The organism is Rheinheimera gaetbuli (assembly GCF_054781935.1).
In genome coordinates this window covers 45077-65492 of the sequence record NZ_BAAGTL010000023.1, presented here as the reverse complement: position 1 = coordinate 65492, position 20416 = coordinate 45077, and the positions used below count along the sequence as shown (strand labels likewise).

Below are 20416 nucleotides of genomic sequence, written 5' to 3'. Positions count from 1 at the left end.
TGGTTTCAGGTGCGTAAGTTAAACTTGCCGCACCTGATCTGGTCTTAATAGACTCATTGCCTTGCGGCTTGAGTATCTTTAATGCGTTGCAATGTTGCGCGCGCTAAGGGGAGTAATATCAGTCCAATGCAGCGCAATGTATTCCAGACATGCCTCTTTGCTCTGAGCGTCACCATCCGCTTGCCAACCCAGCGGGATGTCTTTGTGAGCTGGCCAGATTGAATGTTGGTTTTCATGATTTACAACCACGTAGTACATCATTTCGTTTTGATTTGCTTGGTTCATGGAACTCTCCTGTAGTTAACATTTGGTGTTGTGTATCCAGGTATTTTGAAAACCTCAGAGCACAACTTTTGCTAGACATAGCCATTCAACTACAACCAGGCAAACGCGATAACTGCTAGTTCTGACAGGGGGGCGGAGATTCAACTTTTTGTTTTGAAATGATAAAAACTAATAAGCACAGACGAATGCCTGTGCTTATCATAGTGAAGGGCTGGTGTTGCGGTAGGTGATGGCTAATCCATTTCCGGCAGCGATGTCCACTCTAGCAGCCAAAGCAGAAGCTGAGCCTCGTCTTCACCGCTAAGCGAACAGCCGGATGAGAACTCGGCCAAAATATCATCATTGACAGTATTGTCAGCACTTGAGGCTGAATTGCAGAATTTTGGGTGTAGTGTTGGTATTGACATAATGTGGTTCCGGGCCATATTTATTAAACTATGCCGATTCAACACTAATGCCTTTAATGATTAAACTGTCAGATCTTACAAGTGAGTTGCCAACACGGCTGTGTTGCTGGCATGGCGCTGACATTATTTGCAGCGGCGCCAGCTTAAGTATGGTGCCGTTTTTTTACTTCGCAGGCCAACCAAACCATGCCTGAATGACACCAGTAATCCAGTGTTATACATTGCCCGGCCAGCCATTGTGCCGACCAGTTTTCTGTAAGACACAGCTCAAGCTGAGAGGCTGAAATAGCACTAAACCTGGCAGCAGTAAATTCTTTAATTTTCTGACAGTCCGGATACAGTGCTTTATATAATGCTTCCTTGGCAGCGAATGCCAAGCTATACAATAAGGTTTCGGGATAGGGCTGACAATGCAGCCAACGTTTTTCGTCCGGACTAAGAAATTGGCTGCCAAACTCCTTTACCTGCGCAGCATTAAACAACTGCTCGACATCCAACCCTAAACTCATATCCGCCTGACGGGACAACCCCGCCCAGACAATGCCTTGGCTATGGCTGATTGAGCCACTGCAGCCAGCTGGCCAAACCGGGCTGCGATCCGGTGCGTTAACCACCGCAGTTTGCGCCAGCATTAACTTGCACTGTAATTGACGCACTAAATAACGTCCGGCCAAATGCTCAGCTTGCCGCTTGGGGACCGCTTTAGCTACTCCTGCAGGTAAAGCTATGCCAGCCTGTTGCCACAACTCCGGTTGAAACTGTGCAACGGAAAACTTCGCGCTGACCAGATTCCAATTTCGCCATGAGCTGTACTCAACAGCAGAGATAAACGGTTCCAGAGATAGCTTCCTTTATAAAAATGACACCTGTCGCCCGAGTAGTTAAGCAATGCTTACCATGCAACCCAAACAGGTACGTAAATTCAAACTAGCTCTTGCTGCCGGATGGTTGCTTCACAGGCCGCTGCCAGTCAGCAATATGACGCTGTTTAGCGCGCGCGACCACCAGCTCACCATCTTCAGCGTCACGGGTCAGCACCGAGCCAGCACCCACAGTGGCATTAACACCCACGGTAACCGGCGCCACCAATGAGCTGTTAGAGCCAATAAAAGCACCGTCTTTAATGGTAGTAACAAACTTGTTCACGCCATCGTAATTACAGGTAATAGTGCCAGCGCCAACATTAACTTTAGCGCCAATTACAGCGTCGCCCAGGTAGGTTAAGTGATTGGCTTTAGAGCCCTTACCCAGGGTGGTTTTTTTCATTTCGACAAAGTTACCGACATGGCTGTCGTCCAGCATTATACTATCTGGCCGCAGCCGGGCGTATGGTCCAACCGAGCAACCTGCACCGACTGAAGCTTTTTCAATCATCGAATTGGGTTTTATCTCAGTGTTATCACCGATAATGCAGTCTTTTAATATACAGTTAGCACCAATAGTCACGCCTTTACCCAGCACGACCCTGCCTTCAAAAATAACGTTGATGTCGATCATCACATCATTTCCAACCTCGATGCTGCCGCGGATATCAACCCGGGCCGGGTCACGCAAATTAGCACCAGACAGCATCAACTCTTCCGCTTGGCGTTGCTGATACGCTCGCTCCAGCGCAGCCAATTGCACGCGATTGTTGGCACCTTCCACTTCCATCGGGTTTAGCGGCTGGGCGGTGGCAATTTCAACCCCTTCGCCATGCGCCATAGCAATCACATCGGTGAGGTAATATTCGCCCTGAGCATTACTATTGGATAAACGGCTCAGCCAGTTCTTCAGCTGCTTACCGGGCAGCGCCATAATGCCGCTGTTTACTTCTTTAATTTGCAGTTGCTCGGCAGTAGCATCTTTTTGCTCAACAATGCCTACTACTTTGCCGCTATTATTTTCACCAGCGCGCACTATGCGGCCATAACCGGTAGGGTTTACTAAGTTAACCGTTAAAATTGCCAGGCCATTGGCCGGCTTTACCGCCAATAATTGCTGCAAGGTTTCTAAACGGGTTAGCGGTACATCGCCGTACAAAACCAGCACGGTATCATCATCAGCAATATTCGGTATCGCCTGCGCCACCGCATGCCCAGTACCCAGCTGCTCGGCCTGTAAAACCCAATGTAATGGCTGCTCGCCCAGCACTGCTTGTAAGGCTTCAGCACCGTAACCATAAACCAGCTGTGGTTTTGCTGCACCTAAGGCGCGGGCAGTGTCAATAACATGCTGTACCATTGGCCGTTCGGCCACTTTGTGCAGCACCTTGGGTAAGTCTGATTTCATCCTTGTGCCTTTACCGGCCGCCAGAATCACTACATTTAATGCCATAAAACAAAAACCCCTGTCATCCTAATAGCGCTATTCTACTGAATAACGCTACAGATTACAGGGGTAGGGTGAAGATTGGCTGAATACCGGCTAAACAAACACGTTTAAGCTTTGCAGCAATTGCAGATTTAACACGGTCCACATTGCTATCCAGCAACCGGCAGCAAGCAACACACCGGCGAGTTCTTTATTGAACGCTCTGCGAAGTGGCATAACCGCCTCCTATTTAACCTGCTGAACCTGATAACCTGCTTGCAGCAAAAGCGCCAGCACGCTATCGCTACCGGCAAGATGCCCGCCGCCAACCAACACCAACTCTTTGCTGTTATTGCCAAACATTTTCTCTATTTTCGGCAGCCAGGCGTTGTTACGTTGCACAAACATCGCTTGGTACAATACCGGATCTAAATCGCGTGCAGGTTCAACTACCAGTTTATCAAGCTCAGTCATATCACCAGCGCGCCAGGCGGCAATCATTGCATTAAAATAACTTTTAAAATCATTAACTTGTGCCAGGTTCATTTTTACAAAGGCATCTTCATAACCTTCGCCCATGTTGGCCAGCAGGTTTATCTGGCTTTCAACACTTTCCAGATAAGCCAGGGTTTTACCATCGGCTTTGGCCCTTTTGTCAAAATGGCTGTCCACACCTTCGCCGGCCATTTGGGCTTTCATCATTTCCAATGCCAGCATCTGCAACATAACAAAGCCAGGCTTATAACCATCCAACTGTGTCAGCTGGATGCCATACGGCGTAAAGTAATCGTTTAACTGCTGATACACTTCAGTCGACAATACCTTAGACAAGCTGCGACCATCGGCATAAGACATGGCTTTTAGCATGGCAGTTTGCAGCTCAGTATCTGTAGGCTCTGGCATTTTGGTTTCCAGTACCAGTGTATCGGTTGCAGCATAGGCCTGATCAAACTCGGCAGGCAGCGGAAAAGCAGACTCTGGCAATAAGTGCACGGTGCCACCAATATACAAATAGTCATTACCTTTACTCACTTTCCACATTGAAGTTTCTGCCAGTGCCGCAGTTGACCCCAACACAGCACCTAGTAACATCGCACCGCAACTTGCTTTAAAAATTTTATTTATTTTCATAATTTTATCCTTTTTATACTTGTTGTTTGCTAAAGCTGATTACTAGTCTGCACACTAGTTATTGCATCATCTGTTTGACCGATTCAGCCAGACTTTGCAGAGTCAGGCTAACTTGCTGCTTAATACTGCTGCCTACCTGCTGTTGAAAATCGTTAACCAGCTGCTCGGTAACGGTGCTGATATTTTGCTCAGCTTCCTTTTGCAACTGCATTTGGCTGGGCGCTTGCTCTGGCTGCTGCGCCAGCGCTGCAGAGCTACCTAATAAACTAGCTACCATAATTACAGTGTTAACAGTTGTTTTAAACTTATTCATTTTGCTATTCCTTCTGGTTCAGTAAGTATGTTTGTCTGCCGACAACAGCGGACTCACTGCCTGTCCGTTTCGTTGTTGAGCTCACTTTAGAAGCAACACAGAAAAAAGTCGCTTATCAGAAGATAAGCAATTTATTGCTAAGAAAATAAAGTTTAAGCACTTGTATTTAAATGAAATTATAAAACATTATCTAAACCTTATGACGCGTTCATAAGCTTTAAATGCCAGCAGAAGATTTATATTGAATCACCCTTTACATCTGTTAAAGTTACAGCTGGTTTAAAATAAGAAGAATAATTAACATATGCATAAGTTTCAGTTAGGCCCCTGGACTTTTATACCGGCCGATTTCAGCATTTATGATGGCGACAAACGCACAGAACTGGAACCCTTGTTATGTAAACTGCTGCAGTGTTTCGCCGCTAACCCCGGCGCTATAGTGTCGCGCCAACAGTTGGTTGAAACTATTTGGCAGCAGAGCTTTGTCGATGACAATGCGATTAACCGTGCTATTTCAGAGCTGCGTAAAGCTTTGCAACATGACAGCCTGACCGAATCGCCGATAAAAACGCACCACCGCAAAGGCTACAGCCTGCAACTCCCTACCGCCGCCAGCACTGCTAAAATCGCTGAAATACCCGGCTCGGCCAGCGCAACAGCCAGCAATACTATGCCTGCACGCCGACGTTTTAGCATACCTGCTATTGCCATCGCGCTATCCGTGCTACTTAGCTTTGCATTTTTGGGCTATAACATGCTGGCAGACTCAACAACTCAGCAGCAGGACGTTGCGGCTAAAAGCGCCGTTGGCCCTACCAAACTTAGCATTACTACCCAACAAAAAATTACCTGGTTTAAAGGTATCGAATCACGGCCAATGGTGTCGCCGGACAAACAGTTACTGGCTTACAGCCACTCACAACCCGATGGCAATATCCGCACCATGGTGCGTAAACTGGGTCTCAACACCGGTAACCTGTTACAGGAAGTGGCCATTGAGGGGCAAGGCAAAATTTACAGCGTACAAACCTGGCAGCCACAAAGCAGTAAATTATTGGTACAAGCCGTAAGTGAAGATGGCAGTGACTGCGAATACCAAAACTATGACTTTAGCCAGTATCCGCAATACAGCGTCACACGCCTCACCGGTTGTGCAGGTATGACACTTGGCACTGCACAGGTTAGTGTTGATGGCCAATGGTTGTATTACAGCAAAAGCAATGCAGGCCTATATTCTGGTAACGCATTGCTGGCAGAAAGCCTGATTAATGGTACGGTGCAAACACTGATCGACGCGCCTTCAGCCGGGCTTGGTGTTACTTTGCTGGCACTGTCTGCCGACGGCAGCAAACTGGCGTATATTCTGATGCCTGAGTCAAACCAACCAGATATCTATATTTATGACCCAGCCAGCCGCGAACACAGCCGGGTTGCCAGCCTGCCAATGCCAATATTACTATTGGGGTTAGAATGGAGCCAGGATCAAGCCAGTTTACTGTTACCAGGCGGCAACGGCATATTGCAGATTAATCTGGCAGACAAAACCCGTACTCTGCTAAAACTGCCGGACGATGTCATCGTGGGCGAGATGTCACTATTAACAGAAAACCAGGCTTATATCTCACCGATGACAGCCAACACCACTACTCAAAGCGGTATGCAGTTGGTTAAGGTGACGCGGGCTTTTGACATTGCAAACCGCCAAATCAGCTTTTTAAATAATGCTGCTGGCAGCGATATGGCAATAGCAATATCGCCGACAAATGCCAACCGTTACGTCTTTGCTGCCAACTGGACCGGAAGCTGGCAATTATGGCTGCATGCTGATGGCCAGAACAAGCAAGCAACAGAATTAATAGCAGATAATCAACCGATAAACGGTATTAGCTGGTCAGGCGACGGCCGCTATATCGCTTTTGTACAACAGGGTAATCTGTATTTATATGATACCCAGCGCCAACAGCTGATTACTAAACTGGAAAACAATGATATTGGCCAGCCGGTGTGGCAGCCGGATAACAGCGGTTTGGTGTTAACCCGGTTACAGGGCAACAGTCAAAACTTGTGGCAATTCGACTTAGTCAGCAACGAATTAACCCAGTTAACCTTCTCGGCCGGCAGCTTTGCCCAGTATGACCAGCAAGGCCAGCTGCATTATCACCGTGATGGCAAGTTGTATCGCTATGTAGATGGTACAAAAAACGATATTGAAATTAACAGTAGCAGCGACAACAGCTTTATCGGTGTTTGGTTACTACAAAACGGACTGCAGTATCGTTTCAGTATGCTGGGCCATATAGAGCAGTACAACACTGTAACCGGCGAAACCCGCAAAACCCAGCTGCCACATAAACTGATTTCACTACACCCGGACCCACACAACCCGGATAATCTGTATGCCACAGTATTTGTAGCACCCGAGCTGGCGCTGGAGTTTATTCAGTGGCAGGTTGAAAGCCAGTAAAAAAAGCGGTGACGCCGGGTGTAAGTATAAGCCGGCTGTACCACCGCGATTGACGCCCATTACGACAACCGTCTGTTGCCAAATAACAGCATAAAGACGGCAATAAATAGTGTGCCCGGTATACCCACCAGAAATGCCAGTACTTTCCAGCCGCGTTTTATTGTCGGGTTAAAGAACATAGCCGCAAATAGCAGATTAACCAGGATCCAGGCATAGCTTAGAGCTGAATCTGCAGGCACAGTGCTAAGATCACAACCACCAAAACTAAAAGCCCCCTGGCGGTAGCAACTGGAGGCATCTGTGGCGTTGGCATCCGCCACCAAAGCTATTTGACCCAGGGTTGCCGTGGTATCGACGCCCGCAGTTAATAATGAAATTAAACCAATGTAATCCATAATGTGTCCTTAGCTGTGTTGGCCGGCCCGGCGCCAGCGATAACAACAGCTTAAGAAAACCAGGCAAAGCCAGCGACAACCAAGTCACTACCTTTGACGGATTAAGCTATAACCATTTTATAACCATTTATAAATCAATATCTTATTGCGCTAAAAATTGATACCCCCGCTTCATTACCGAGCGGATAAAGCGTGGCTGCTGCGGGTTAGTATCGTCAAGTGCCTGGCGCAATTTGCTCACGGTACGACGCACCGCGGTGTCGGTAACAATTTGTCCCGGCCAGATATTTTGGTGCAATTCTTCCAGGCTTATCACCCGGCCTTGTTGCTCAAAAAAATACGCCAACAGTTGATATACTTTGGGTTCTAATTGCAGCACTGCGCCATTTTTGTGCAGACTTTGCGTTTGTGTATCCAGCTCAAACTCACCAAGTTGCATCAATGCCGGAGCAACATAAGGCAGGCTGGCATTGTCTGCGTTGGTGATGGTTTTAAACTCAGCCTGCTGATGCCAGCCTAAACGGCGTTCAACATAATGCAGTAGCATTAAAATGGCAGTCAGCAACGGGCTAACCGGAAAAGAGAAGAAAAACAGGACTACTTTAACCAATAAATGCACGCGCGGGTTAAACAGCAATTTACCATAGCTGATAACGGCTGCCAGCCATAGCACCACCACCCAGTTTAACGGGTACTTTACTGCTGCCGGGTCATCACTACAAAAGCCATAGCCTACCGGGCCAAAGGTAAAACAATAAGCCTGCACCTGCGGTACAACACAGAATAAAAGCAAAACAATAATGGCTAAGCGCATAGTTACCCTCTAATTAACCGTATAACTGCCACGTACCAGTTGATACGTCATGCTGACACCGCTGGAAAACAGCACCCGATCACCCTCCGGGTTTATTGATACCTCATCGCCAAAGTCGGCAAACGGTAATTGCCCCTTATAACGCTGCGGACTGCTAAATACTGTGCTGTGCTCACCATACCATTTCGTTTCTAAAGCCGGCTAAAGACCCCCTTGAATCAATTTAATATTTATCCTCCTAAACTTAGCATCAAACAATGATATTTTCGGTGCTATATCTTAATCCAAACTACAATAATCAAATATGAATATCCTCTTTAAAGATGCTTAGTGAAAAAACTTAGCACCTTGTTGCCCTTATCGGGGAGTAGTTGGTAATTGCTGGATATAGTTGTTATCGGAACAAAAAAGCCACCCTAAGGTGGCTTTTTATATTTCGGAACCCGAACTTATTTTTTACGCATTTTTTGAATAATGCGCAGCTGGGCAATGGCTTCGGCCAGTTGCGCCGCAGCTTCAGCATAGTTGAAGTCTGCGCCAGCGTGTTGCATCGCTTCTTCGGCACGTTTTTGTGCGTCTAAAGCCGCTTGCTCGTCTAAGTCTTCGCCGCGTACCGCGACATCGGCCAGTACGGTGATGGTATCGGGTTGTACTTCAAGTACACCACCGGCTACGTATATCACGTGTTCTTCGCCAAATTGTTTCACGATACGGACCATGCCAGGTTTCAGGGTGGTCAGTAACGGGGCGTGGAAAGGTAAAATACCCAGCTCGCCCTCACTGCCTGTGACCTGCACGGATTCGACAAGGCCGGAGAAGATTTTTTCTTCGGCACTTACTACATCCAGTTGCACTGTCATCGCCATCTCGCTCTCCTAAAGCCTGAACTTACAGTTTCTTCGCTTTTTCGATCGCTTCGTCGATAGAACCAACCATGTAGAACGCTTGCTCTGGCAGTGAATCGTATTCACCTTCCAGAATGCCTTTAAAGCCACGGATAGTTTCTTTCAGCGGTACGTACTTACCTGGTGAGCCGGTGAATACTTCAGCAACGAAGAATGGCTGTGACAGGAAACGCTGAATTTTACGCGCGCGGTATACGGTTGTGCGGTCTTCATCAGACAGCTCGTCCATACCCAGAATTGCGATGATGTCTTTCAGCTCTTTGTAGCGCTGCAGTACAGACTGTACGCCACGTGCCACTTCATAGTGCTCTTTACCGATAACCAGCGGATCTAACTGACGAGAAGTTGAATCCAGTGGGTCGATCGCCGGGTAAATACCCAGTGAAGCAATGTTACGGCTCAGTACTACGGTCGCGTCTAAGTGCGAGAACGTGGTAGCTGGTGACGGGTCAGTTAAGTCATCCGCAGGTACGTATACGGCCTGGATTGACGTGATAGAACCGGTCTTGGTAGAAGTGATACGCTCTTGCAGGGCGCCCATCTCTTCTGCCAGCGTGGGCTGGTAACCTACCGCAGATGGCATACGGCCCAGAAGTGCAGACACCTCCGTTCCCGCGAGCGTGTAACGGTAAATGTTATCAACGAAGAACAGTACGTCACGGCCTTCATCACGGAATTTTTCCGCCATGGTTAAGCCGGTTAACGCTACGCGCAGACGGTTGCCTGGTGGCTCGTTCATCTGACCGTACACTAACGATACTTTATCCAGTACGTTAGAGTCTTTCATCTCGTGATAGAAGTCGTTACCTTCACGGGTACGCTCACCTACACCGGCGAATACTGAGTAGCCGCTGTGCTCGATAGCGATGTTACGGATCAGTTCCATCATGTTTACGGTTTTACCTACACCGGCACCACCGAACAGACCAACTTTACCACCTTTAGCGAACGGGCATACCAGGTCGATAACCTTGATACCGGTTTCCAGCAAGGCGTTAGACGCCGCTTGATCTTCGTAGCTTGGCGCACCGCGGTGAATAGGCATACGCTCTTCTTCACCGATAGGGCCTGCTTCGTCGATTGGCTCGCCTAATACGTTCATAATACGGCCCAGTGTGGCTTTACCCACCGGAACGTGAATTGCTTTACCGGTGTTAGACACGGCGGCGCCGCGACGTAAACCGTCTGTAGTACCTAACGCGATAGTACGTACTGTACCGCCACCCAGCTGCTGCTGCACTTCCAGCACTAAACCAGCCAGATCACCGTCAGTCACGTTTAACGCGTCATAGATACCAGGTACCGCATCTTGTGGAAAATCGATATCCACAACGGCGCCAATGATTTGGACGACCTTACCTTGACTCATGATGTTTCCTCAAATTTCTCAAAACTGTTTACCTTAGCCTACAGCTGCCGCACCTGCGACGATCTCGCTAAGCTCCTGGGTAATCGCGGCCTGACGTGCTTTGTTATACACCAGCTTCAGGTCGTCCATCAGGTTACCGGCGTTGTCGGTTGCAGCCTTCATGGCTACCATCCGCGCCGCGTGCTCACTGGCAGAGTTCTCTACCACACCCTGATACACTTGCGATTCGACGAAACGGTCCAATAACATATCTAAAATAGGTTTTGGATCCGGCTCGTACAGGTAATCCCAGTTATGTGCTTTTTGCTCAATATCTGCTTTTGGCAAAGGTAAGAGTTGATCGATCACTGGCTCTTGCTTCATGGTGTTAACGAATTGGTTGTACACCAGAAACAAGCGGTCAATCCGGCCTTCGTTAAATGCGTTAAGCATTACTTGTACCGAACCAATCACATCAGCCAAACGTGGTACGTCACCTGAACCCGCCTGTTGTGCTACTACCTTACCGCCAAAACGCTTGAAAAAGGCCGTTGCTTTGTTACCGATAACGGCAAACTGCGCATCTACACCTTTGTCTTTCCAGCTTTTCAGCTCAAGGGCAACTTTCTTAAACTCGTTGGTATTCAGGCCACCGCAAAGACCACGATCAGTTGAAATGACAATGTAGCCAACCCGTTTTACCTCACGCTCCGACAAATACGGATGGCGGTATTCCAGGCTGCCATTGGCAAGGTTACCAATCACTTTGCGCATACCTTCAGCGTATGGGCGTGTTGCAGCTACACGGTCTTGCGCTTTGCGCATTTTGCTTACCGCAACTTTTTCCATAGCACTGGTGATCTTGCGAGTATTGTTAATACTCCCGATCTTACTTTTTATCTCTTTACCACCGGCCATGACTGTATCTCCGTTTATTCAACGAATGGGGTGGCATAGCCACCCACATTGCTTACCAGGTCTGCGTTGCCTTGAATTTATCAATAGCAGCTTTGAACGTAGACTCGATTTGGTCGTTGTAGTTACCGGTTTTATCGATATCAGCCATCAGCTCAGCGTGTTCTGCTTTCATGAAAGCGATTAAGCCAGCTTCAAAATCAAGCACTTTGGCCACGTCTACATCTTTCATAAAGCCTTTTTCGATAGCGAAAATAGACACACCCATTTCGGCCACTGACATCGGGCTGTACTGCAGCTGTTTCATCAGCTCAGTAACCTTTTGGCCGTGCTCTAACTGGGCGCGGGTTGCTTCGTCAAGGTCAGAAGCAAACTGTGCGAACGCGGCCAGCTCTGAGTACTGGGCTAATGCCAGACGAATACCACCACCTAATTTCTTGATGATCTTGGTTTGTGCAGCACCACCAACACGCGATACCGAAATACCGGCGTTCACCGCAGGACGGATACCGGCGTTAAATAAGTCAGTTTCTAAGAAGATCTGACCATCGGTAATCGAAATTACGTTAGTAGGTACGAACGCAGAAACGTCACCAGCCTGGGTTTCGATAATTGGCAGCGCGGTTAAAGAACCGGTTTTGCCTTTTACTTCGCCGTTAGTGTATTTTTCTACGTAGTCAGCGTTAACGCGTGATGCGCGCTCCAGCAGACGTGAGTGTAAATAGAATACGTCGCCCGGGTAAGCTTCACGGCCTGGTGGACGGCGTAACAGCAACGAGATTTGACGGTAAGCAACAGCTTGCTTTGACAAATCATCGTATACAATCAGCGCATCTTCACCGCGGTCACGGAAGTATTCGCCCATGGTACAACCTGAGTAAGGTGCCAGGAACTGCAGTGCAGCCGCTTCAGAGGCAGAAGCTACTACCACAATAGTGTGGCCCAGCGCGCCGTGCTCTTCCAGTTTACGTACTACGTTAGCGATAGTAGAGGCTTTTTGGCCTACAGCGACATAAACACACTTAACGCCGGTGCCTTTCTGGTTGATGATGGCATCGATAGCCAGTGCCGTTTTACCGGTCTGACGGTCGCCGATCAGCAATTCACGCTGACCACGGCCGATAGGGATCATCGCATCAACAGATTTGTAACCAGTTTGCATTGGCTGGTCTACCGACTGACGCTCAATTACGCCAGGGGCGATTTTTTCTACCGGTTCAAAACCAGCAGCTTCAATCGGGCCTTTACCGTCGATAGGTGCACCTAAGGTGTTTACTACACGGCCTAATAACGCCGGACCAACCGGTACTTCTAAGATACGGCCGGTGCTTTTTACTTTGGTGCCTTCAGTTAAGTCCGCGTACGGGCCCATAACTACCGCACCAACTGAGTTGCGCTCTAAGTTCAGCGCGATAGCATAACGGTTGCCAGGAAGCTCAATCATTTCGCCCTGCATACAATCTGCAAGGCCGTTGATACGGATAATACCGTCAGTTACCTGAACGATAGTACCTTCGTTACGAGCTTCACTGACCACTTCGAACTGAGCAATACGACTTTTGATCAGTTCTGATATTTCAGTGGAATTCAGTTGCATTCTCTGTTCCCCAATTACGACTGCAGCGCAGTTGCTAAACGATCCAGCTTACCGCGGATCGAGCCATCAATTACCATGTCACCTGCTTTGATTAGCATGCCGCCAACCACTGCAGGATCTTCGCTACAGTTCAATTTAACTTTGCGTGCCAAACGTTGCGATAATGCCGTGGCTAACTTGTCTTGTTGTGCTGTAGAAAGCTTGGTAGCAGAAACGACGGTTACGTCGATTTCTTTTTCAAACTCGGCTTTTAACGCAACAAAGGCAGCTAACACTTCAGGCAACGCCAACAAGCGATGATTTTCTGCCATCACTTTTATAAAGTTCTGGCCGTGCTCATTGAGTTGCTCACCACATACCTGAATAAACAGACCGGCCTGCTTGTCAGCAGCGCCGTTGGCGCCCAAATAAGCGCCAACCTGGTCGTTCTTTGCTACTTCTGCAGCAAAGGCCAACATCTGTAGCCAGGCGTCTAACGCTTTTTGCTCAACAGCAAAATCGAAAGCCGCTCTGGCGTAAGGACGAGCAATATTAGTCAAATCAGACATAGCTCATCCTCTTACAGTTCTTGAACCAGTTTTTCCAGAATGTCGCTGTGAGCAGCTTCATCAATAGAACGTTGCAGAATTTTCTCTGCGCCAGCTACTGCTAATGCAGCAACTTGCTTGCGCAGTTCTTCGCGTAAACGGTTACGTTCCGCTTCTAATTCTGCTTTAGCCTGCGCCAGAATGTTGTCACGTTCGGCGTTGGCTTTGTGCACGGCTTCGTCAATCATTTTGGCTTCGCGTTTTTTCGCTTGCTCAATAATGTCTGCTGCCTGCGCTTTCGCATCTTTTAACTGATCTTTGGCTTTGTCCTGCGCTAGTGCCAGGTCTTTTTCCGCCCGATCAGAAGCTGCTAAACCATCAGCAATTTTTTTCTGCCGCGCTTCAATAGCATTATTCAGCGGTGGCCAGACAAACTTCATACAGAACAGCACGAACACCGCGAATGCGATTAATTCGCCTAGCAGAGTGGCGTTTAAATTCACGACCGCTCCTCCTTAGTTAACAGTTGTTCGGATTAACACTAAGCTTCGATTACAGAGCGAACAACATGTACATAGCGATACCAACACCGATCATCGCAACAGCATCGATAAGACCTGCCAGGATGAACATTTTAACTTGCAGTGAAGGGGCCAGCTCAGGTTGACGCGCACACGCTTCCAGGAACTTGCCACCCATGTTACCGAAGCCCAGTGCAGTACCGATAGCACCGAAACCGATTAACAGAGCAACTGCGATTAATTTGATAGCTACTGCAATTTCCATTTTTATCTCCAGAGTTTTTTAAAGTTAAAGTTAAAGTAAAAAGTTAATGGTTATCTGAACTGGCCATGCTTAGGTAAACAATGGTCAGCATCATAAATACGAACGCCTGTAATACAATAACCAGAATGTGGAATACCGCCCAGACGAAGTGCAGTGGTAACTGCATAAGGCCGATAGCACCAATCAGGATAAAGATCATCTCACCGGCATACAGGTTACCGAATAGCCGCAGCGCCAATGAAAACGGCTTAGCTACCAGGGCGATAGTTTCCAAAATAAGGTTGGCTGGGATCAGAGCAATTTGCAGTGGTACATTTTTGCTACTGAACGGGTGCAGCGTTAATTCTTTGATAAAGCCCAACACGCCTTTAATGCGAATCGAATAGCCGATCATCAGAATAAACACACCTAGTGCCAATGCGGCGGTTAAATTCACATCAGTCGTAGGTACAATTTTCATGTATACATCATGTGAATCCATACCAAAAGCCTGTTCGCCGACAAAACCAGCAAAGGCGGGCAGGAAATCTACCGGAATTAAGTCCATCAGGTTCATTAAGAACACCCAGACAAAGATAGTCAGTGCCAGTGGTGCGATTAATTTACTTTTTCCGTGGTAAGTGTCTTTAACGTTGGTAGCAACTAATTCGACAATCATTTCAATAAAGCACTGAAATTTGCCAGGCACACCAATAGTGGCTTTGTTTGCAGCACTGCGGAAAATCCACAGAAACAGTAAACCAAGGCCAATAGACCACGCTAATGTATCAATATGCCATGTCCAGAACCCAGCCTCACTACACGCTTTGTTAAATGCGACACTGCCATCAACAGTACACATTTTTGCGTTAGTAAGGTGGTGCTGAATATGGCTAGAGAGGGTTAACTCTTCACCTGCAGCCATGTTTCATCCCATTGTTAATGTTTAAAAAAAACTGGTGCTGTCCATTGTGTTAAAAGCGTCAGAACAAAACCGGTAAAAAACGCTTCTGCGACCAGTTCTGGCTGTGACATCACTATACCAAGTAACACAGCGGTTAAAATTAATTTTACTGACTGCCCCCGCATAAAGGCCGCCAGTACCAGGTTTGCGTCATTTAATGCACTAAAACGAAACGCAAAAAACGCAAACACACAATTCGGTATTACAGCAACCAGACCACCTTTAAAGGCTGATTTTGCTGCAGCTGCATCGGCAGCTAAAAAAAAAGCCAGTGCGATAACCCCGGCTACTGCTAACTGGCATACTGCCAGTTTGTAGGCTGATTTACGCGCAATTTCAGCACTTTTATCAGTCACTGTAAGTCCCCCTTAAATCACCCATGAAGGGGGTATAAAAAGCTTGCGAAAGTATACTTATCTGCCTTTAATTTGCAACAAAAAGCGGCAACTGCCCCACGATAGTACAGGGTCAGTCGACAAAACTGGTACAGTTTGGTGCATTATTGTTCAGCTAAATTCAACTTGTTAATAATACCGTCTAACTCATCGAGGCTGCTGTAAGTAATTTCTAACTTACCTTTGCCTTTGTTGTTGTAGCTTATCTGCACCGGTGCAGCAAAACGCTCACTTAATCGTTGCTCCAACGCCATAACATCCGGGTCGCGCGGTTTTTCAGCAACCGCTGGTTTCGGCTCCAGAATACGCCGGACTAAATTTTCAGTTTCGCGCACTGTAAACTGTTTGGCTGCAACTAAACGTGCTGCATCTGACTGCTCGATATCATTTAGTGCTAATAATGCCCGGGCATGTCCCATCTCAATATCACCATGCTCCAACAACAGCTTTACATCGTCATTTAACTGATTCAAGCGCAATAAATTGGTAACAGAAGCACGTGATTTACCTACCGCATCGGCCACTTGCTGATGAGTCAGGGCAAATTCGGTTAACAATCTCTCCAGTGCTATCGCTTCTTCCATGGCGTTTAAATCTTCACGCTGGATGTTCTCAATCAGAGCGATAGCCACAGCCGCTTCGTCTGGCACGTCTTTGACAATACAGGGAACTTCGGCCAACTGTGCTAACTGACTGGCGCGCCAACGCCGTTCACCTGCGATAATTTCAAACTGGTTTTTTGCCAAAGGCCGCACAACGATGGGCTGAATAATACCCTGAGCACGAATAGAACTTGCCAGGTCTTCCAGTGCCTCTTGCGACATATCTTTACGGGGTTGATATTTACCACGTACCAGATACTCTACCGGTAATAGTTGCAGTTCACTGCTGCTAACATTGGCTGTTTCACTACCAGAGTTACGGTTTGATGTTAATAAGGCATCAAGACCCCGGCCCAGGCCGCGTTTCTTTACCGACATGCAGAATAATTTCCCTAAAAGTGTTTAGTTCAAACAGAAGATGCAGGTGTTACCGTTCTTTTGTCTGCCCGGCGTAACATTTCACCAGCTAATGCTAAATAGGCTTTAGCACCGGTTGAACTTTTGTCGTAGTACATTACCGGTGCGCCAAAACTGGGCGCTTCAGCCAGGCGAACATTACGTGGGATCACGGCACGGTAAACCTTATCACCAAAATGCTGTTTTAACTGCTCAGATACATCATTAGCCAACCGGTTGCGCGGATCGTACATTGTTCTTAAGATACCTTCGATCTTTAATTCTGGGTTAACTGCAGCCGCTAATTGGTTGATTGTTTCAACCAGGGCTGTTAAACCTTCCAAGGCAAAGTATTCACATTGCATTGGTACCAGAACTGTATCAGCAGCAGCCATAGCATTAACGGTAAGCATATTCAGTGACGGCGGACAGTCGATAAAAATATAATCATAACTGTTACGATAGTCTTTTAACGCATTGCGTAAACGAAGTTCACGGGCAAACAGGTTCATTAAACGGACTTCTGCTGCAGTTAAATCAGCATTTGCACCCACCAGGTGGTAGCCGCCACTGGTATCCTTTACCAGTACTTCCAGCAGAGGTTTGTCGTCGACCAGTAAATCATAAGCTGTTGCCGGCAATTCATATTTATCTACGCCGCTACCCATAGTGGCATTGCCTTGTGGATCCAGATCGATCAGAAGCACCTTGCGCTTGGTAGCTGCCAGTGACGCGGCCAGGTTTACTGCTGTGGTAGTTTTGCCCACACCACCTTTCTGGTTAGCTATTGCGATCACTTTCGCCACAAGATGTCCTCGTTATCAGTTAGCAGGGGTTCAGTATTACCATATGCCGTTGTGCTTGCAACTGTGGCACGGCAAGAGATTGAACGGCCGCTACTTTAACAAAATCAGGCAAAGCTGCAATTTCTTCTTGTACTGCAGCGCCCTTCATGGCGAAAAAGCGCCCGTTTTGGTTCGGCAAGTGTCGGCACCAGCTCAGCATATCATTGATTGAAGCAAAGGCGCGGCTTATTACACCGTCATAACCATATTCAGGCTGATGATCTTCAACCCGGCTTTGCAATGGCTGAATATTATCCAATTTTAGCTGCAGTTTTACCTGATTTAAAAAGCGGATCCGCTTGCCCAGGCTATCGAGCAGAGTAAAGTGTTTGTCTGGGTAATAAATGGCTAGTAATACACCCGGCAATCCTGGGCCTGTACCGACATCAATAAAGCGCTCGCCGGTTAAAAATGGTGCCACCACTAAACTGTCCATCACATGCTTGATCAGCATGTCGTTCGGATCGCGCACGGATGTCAGGTTATAAGCACTGTTCCATTTATCCAGTAGCTGTACATAAGCAACACATTGTTGCAATTGATGCTCTGTAAGCGTCAGATCAGTTTGTTTTATCAGTGCTCTGAGTTGTTCTAACATCGTGATCCTTATTTTATGCCGACTTGCGCAGCAGCCCCTGTTTTTTTAAATAAACCAACAATAGCGAAATCGCTGCTGGGGTAATACCGGAAATCCGTGATGCCTGGCCCACCGTTTGCGGCTGAGTTTGGTTCAGCTTAACGATCACTTCGTTTGATAACCCTTTAACCGTCTTATAATCAAACTGTTGTGGTAACAAGGTTTGTTCGTTGCGTTGCTGTTTTGCTATCTCATCTTGTTGGCGATGGATATAGCCTTCGTATTTTATCTGAATCTCTACTTGTTCAGCTGCAGCCTGATCTTCAAGCCCAGGACCAAAATCAGTAATTTGCATTAGCTGGGCGTAGGTTACTTCTGGCCGGCGCACTAACTCTTCCAAGCTGGCTTCTTTAGCAAGCGGAGTTTTCACTAACGCATTTACCGCTGGTAAAGCAGCGTGTTGTGGGTGGATCCAGCTTTGCTTTAAGCGTTGCCGTTCAATAGCAATCTGTTCCATTTTTTCGTTAAATGCGGCCCAACGTGCATCGTCAACCAAACCGAATTCACGGCCTTTTTCGGTTAAGCGCGCGTCGGCGTTGTCTTCGCGCAGCATTAAACGGTACTCAGCGCGACTGGTAAACATGCGATACGGTTCTTTGGTGCCGATAGTGGTTAAATCATCAACCAGTACGCCAAGATAGGCTTGCTCACGGCCAGGTGACCAGCTGGCTTTGTCCTGGCTAAACAGTGCGGCGTTTAAGCCTGCTAATAAGCCCTGAGCACCGGCTTCTTCATAACCAGTTGTGCCATTTATCTGACCGGCAAAAAACAGGCCTTTGATAAATTTGGTTTCCAGGCTGTTTTTCAGATCACGCGGATCAAAAAAGTCATATTCGATAGCATAACCTGGTCGGGTAATATGCGCATTTTCCATGCCTTTAATCGAACGCACTATGCTTAACTGTACATCAAACGGCAAACTGGTAGAAATGCCATTTGGGTAAACTTCATGTGTCGTCAGGCCTTCTGGCTCAATAAAGATCTGGTGTTTATCTTTATCGGCAAAGCGGGTAATTTTATCTTCAATAGAAGGACAGTAACGCGGGCCTATGCCTTCAATTACGCCGGTATACATCGGTGATCTATCCAGGTTATTACGGATCACATCATGGGTTTGTTCATTGGTATAGGTTATGTAACAAGGGATCTGTTGTGGATGATCTGCTTGTTTGCCCATAAAAGAAAATACCGGTGTTGGGTTGTCACCTGGCTGGGGTTGCATCAAAGAAAAATCAATAGTACGAGCATCAATACGTGGCGGTGTACCGGTTTTTAGACGGTCTACACGAAATGGTAATTCACGTAAGCGTTTAGCCAGTGCAATTGACGGTGGATCGCCGGCCCTGCCACCTGAATGGCTTTGTAACCCAATATGAATTTGGCCACCTAAAAAAGTACCAACGGTTAACACGACTGACTTAGCTTTAAATTTTAAGCCCATCTGAGTTACCACGCCGGTAACCTGATTATTTTCAACAATGAGATCATCACAAGATTGTTGAAAAATACTTAAATTTCGCTGATTTTCTAATATCTGTCGTATGGCGGCGCGATATAGCTGACGATCTGCCTGTGCTCTTGTTGCTCTGACAGCCGGGCCTTTTGAGCTGTTTAATGTTCTAAACTGTATTCCGCTTTTGTCTGCAGCTATGGCCATGGCACCGCCTAAAGCATCTATTTCTTTAACCAGATGGCCTTTGCCAATTCCGCCAATAGCAGGGTTGCACGACATTTGACCTAAGGTTTCAACATTATGAGTTAACAATAGGGTTTTACGCCCCATGCGTGCTGCTGCCAGAGCGGCTTCTGTGCCAGCGTGGCCACCACCTACAACGATTACGTCGAATGTCTCTTGGTACAGCATAGTAGCCTCAGTGTCAGGTTGATCATGTTAAGCAAAAGGGTTGCTATTGTACCGTGATCTTCCGCTAAGGGGAATGCTACAGCCGGCATAGGATCGTCTAATTTAAATAAGATCTTTTTAGAGATCTTTTTATTATTTTTACTATTAAGCAGAAGCTTTTCGGTGGATAAGAGGATCTTTGAATGGAGGATCAGAAACTTAGACAGGATCAGATCCTGTGATCAAGCTAGGATCTAGTGGCTGTTAACCGGTGATCAATATCACACTTTATCCACAGACGATAAAAATATTTATTTTATAACGAGGATAAATACAGCTTAATAACTGCTTTGAAGTTAAGTTATGCACATTAGTTTATTTTTAAATGTTAATTTGTGTATAAGGTTGTATAACTTGTTTTTGTTGTTGGTTTCACCTTTATCAAGCCTTTATCATGAGCTTATCAAGACAATAAGAGGCATTCGTTTTACTGTGGTCACGAGTTGGTTTTATTGCTGAGGCCAACTTGGGAGAAACCAAGGTTATTCCGTTCTTCCTGAGATATACTTGTGTTTG

Annotated in this window: 23 protein-coding genes; 1 reads left to right on the top strand and 22 read right to left on the bottom strand. The window is 47.0% G+C overall.

The annotated features are described in order from the left end of the window. Window positions 1–78 precede the first annotated feature (78 nt). From ACYVIC_RS13695 to ACYVIC_RS13665, 7 genes are all read right to left on the bottom strand, one after another. The gene (locus ACYVIC_RS13695; protein ID WP_460860803.1) at window positions 79–285 is read right to left on the bottom strand and encodes an MbtH family protein; all 207 of its coding nucleotides are present in this window, start codon (window positions 283–285) and stop codon (window positions 79–81) included. A gap of 233 nt (window positions 286–518) precedes the next feature. Then, on the bottom strand, window positions 519–692 hold the full coding sequence (locus ACYVIC_RS13690) for a hypothetical protein (protein WP_460860802.1): 174 nt from the start codon (window positions 690–692) through the stop codon (window positions 519–521). A gap of 143 nt (window positions 693–835) precedes the next feature. Further along, window positions 836–1438 carry a 4'-phosphopantetheinyl transferase family protein gene (locus ACYVIC_RS13685; protein ID WP_460860800.1) on the bottom strand — a complete coding sequence of 201 codons (603 nt, stop codon included), beginning with the start codon at window positions 1436–1438 and terminating at the stop codon, window positions 836–838. 181 nt (window positions 1439–1619) lie between these two features. Further along, window positions 1620–3008 carry a bifunctional UDP-N-acetylglucosamine diphosphorylase/glucosamine-1-phosphate N-acetyltransferase GlmU gene (gene glmU / locus ACYVIC_RS13680; RefSeq protein WP_460860798.1) on the bottom strand — a complete coding sequence of 463 codons (1389 nt, stop codon included), beginning with the start codon at window positions 3006–3008 and terminating at the stop codon, window positions 1620–1622. 90 nt (window positions 3009–3098) lie between these two features. Further along, entirely contained in the window at window positions 3099–3221 is a 123-nt protein-coding gene (locus ACYVIC_RS13675; RefSeq protein WP_460860795.1) for a hypothetical protein, read from the bottom strand. Window positions 3222–3230: 9 nt separating this feature from the next. After that, on the bottom strand, window positions 3231–4115 hold the full coding sequence (locus ACYVIC_RS13670) for a TraB/GumN family protein (RefSeq protein ID WP_460860794.1): 885 nt from the start codon (window positions 4113–4115) through the stop codon (window positions 3231–3233). A gap of 58 nt (window positions 4116–4173) precedes the next feature. Beyond that, window positions 4174–4428 (bottom strand): hypothetical protein, encoded by a 255-nt coding sequence (locus ACYVIC_RS13665; RefSeq protein ID WP_460860792.1) that lies wholly within the window; start codon window positions 4426–4428, stop codon window positions 4174–4176. Window positions 4429–4732: 304 nt separating this feature from the next. On the opposite strand from ACYVIC_RS13665, the gene ACYVIC_RS13660 reads away from it, so the two are divergent. Further along, window positions 4733–6892 (top strand): winged helix-turn-helix domain-containing protein, encoded by a 2160-nt coding sequence (locus ACYVIC_RS13660; RefSeq protein ID WP_460860790.1) that lies wholly within the window; start codon window positions 4733–4735, stop codon window positions 6890–6892. 59 nt (window positions 6893–6951) lie between these two features. Here the strand turns inward: ACYVIC_RS13660 and ACYVIC_RS13655 are convergent, their stop codons facing one another. The 15 genes from ACYVIC_RS13655 to mnmG form a co-directional block, all read right to left on the bottom strand. Beyond that, complete coding sequence (locus tag ACYVIC_RS13655) at window positions 6952–7287, bottom strand: hypothetical protein (RefSeq protein WP_460860788.1); 336 nt, start codon at window positions 7285–7287, stop codon at window positions 6952–6954. A 142-nt stretch (window positions 7288–7429) separates the two neighbouring features. Then, a complete protein-coding gene (locus ACYVIC_RS13650) occupies window positions 7430–8101 on the bottom strand; it encodes a winged helix-turn-helix domain-containing protein (protein ID WP_460860786.1) in 672 nt (223 codons plus the stop codon). 449 nt (window positions 8102–8550) lie between these two features. Further along, window positions 8551–8967 (bottom strand): F0F1 ATP synthase subunit epsilon, encoded by a 417-nt coding sequence (locus tag ACYVIC_RS13645; RefSeq protein WP_027670541.1) that lies wholly within the window; start codon window positions 8965–8967, stop codon window positions 8551–8553. 22 nt (window positions 8968–8989) lie between these two features. Continuing rightward, the gene (gene atpD / locus ACYVIC_RS13640) at window positions 8990–10375 is read right to left on the bottom strand and encodes a F0F1 ATP synthase subunit beta (RefSeq protein ID WP_460860785.1); all 1386 of its coding nucleotides are present in this window, start codon (window positions 10373–10375) and stop codon (window positions 8990–8992) included. 33 nt (window positions 10376–10408) lie between these two features. Continuing rightward, window positions 10409–11272, bottom strand: coding sequence for a F0F1 ATP synthase subunit gamma (gene atpG, locus ACYVIC_RS13635; protein WP_460860783.1), 864 nt, complete (start codon window positions 11270–11272; stop codon window positions 10409–10411). Window positions 11273–11324: 52 nt separating this feature from the next. Further along, window positions 11325–12866 (bottom strand): F0F1 ATP synthase subunit alpha, encoded by a 1542-nt coding sequence (atpA, locus tag ACYVIC_RS13630; RefSeq protein ID WP_460860782.1) that lies wholly within the window; start codon window positions 12864–12866, stop codon window positions 11325–11327. Window positions 12867–12880: 14 nt separating this feature from the next. After that, on the bottom strand, window positions 12881–13414 hold the full coding sequence (gene atpH / locus ACYVIC_RS13625; RefSeq protein WP_460860780.1) for a F0F1 ATP synthase subunit delta: 534 nt from the start codon (window positions 13412–13414) through the stop codon (window positions 12881–12883). 11 nt (window positions 13415–13425) lie between these two features. Then, window positions 13426–13896, bottom strand: a complete 471-nt coding sequence (gene atpF, locus ACYVIC_RS13620) for a F0F1 ATP synthase subunit B (protein WP_460860778.1) — start codon at window positions 13894–13896, stop codon at window positions 13426–13428. A gap of 49 nt (window positions 13897–13945) precedes the next feature. Continuing rightward, entirely contained in the window at window positions 13946–14179 is a 234-nt protein-coding gene (gene atpE, locus ACYVIC_RS13615; protein WP_010376881.1) for a F0F1 ATP synthase subunit C, read from the bottom strand. A gap of 43 nt (window positions 14180–14222) precedes the next feature. Beyond that, window positions 14223–15083: a F0F1 ATP synthase subunit A gene (gene atpB / locus ACYVIC_RS13610; RefSeq protein ID WP_460860775.1), complete on the bottom strand. Its 861-nt coding sequence runs from the start codon at window positions 15081–15083 to the stop codon at window positions 14223–14225. A 14-nt stretch (window positions 15084–15097) separates the two neighbouring features. Next, window positions 15098–15478 (bottom strand): ATP synthase subunit I, encoded by a 381-nt coding sequence (locus ACYVIC_RS13605; protein WP_460860774.1) that lies wholly within the window; start codon window positions 15476–15478, stop codon window positions 15098–15100. 143 nt (window positions 15479–15621) lie between these two features. Next, entirely contained in the window at window positions 15622–16497 is an 876-nt protein-coding gene (locus tag ACYVIC_RS13600; protein WP_460860772.1) for a ParB/RepB/Spo0J family partition protein, read from the bottom strand. Between the two features lie 29 nt (window positions 16498–16526). Then, window positions 16527–17321: a ParA family protein gene (locus tag ACYVIC_RS13595; protein ID WP_460860770.1), complete on the bottom strand. Its 795-nt coding sequence runs from the start codon at window positions 17319–17321 to the stop codon at window positions 16527–16529. 19 nt (window positions 17322–17340) lie between these two features. Further along, window positions 17341–17958: a 16S rRNA (guanine(527)-N(7))-methyltransferase RsmG gene (rsmG, locus tag ACYVIC_RS13590; RefSeq protein WP_460860769.1), complete on the bottom strand. Its 618-nt coding sequence runs from the start codon at window positions 17956–17958 to the stop codon at window positions 17341–17343. Window positions 17959–17971: 13 nt separating this feature from the next. After that, window positions 17972–19861, bottom strand: coding sequence for a tRNA uridine-5-carboxymethylaminomethyl(34) synthesis enzyme MnmG (mnmG, locus tag ACYVIC_RS13585; protein WP_460860767.1), 1890 nt, complete (start codon window positions 19859–19861; stop codon window positions 17972–17974). Window positions 19862–20416: the final 555 nt, after the last annotated feature.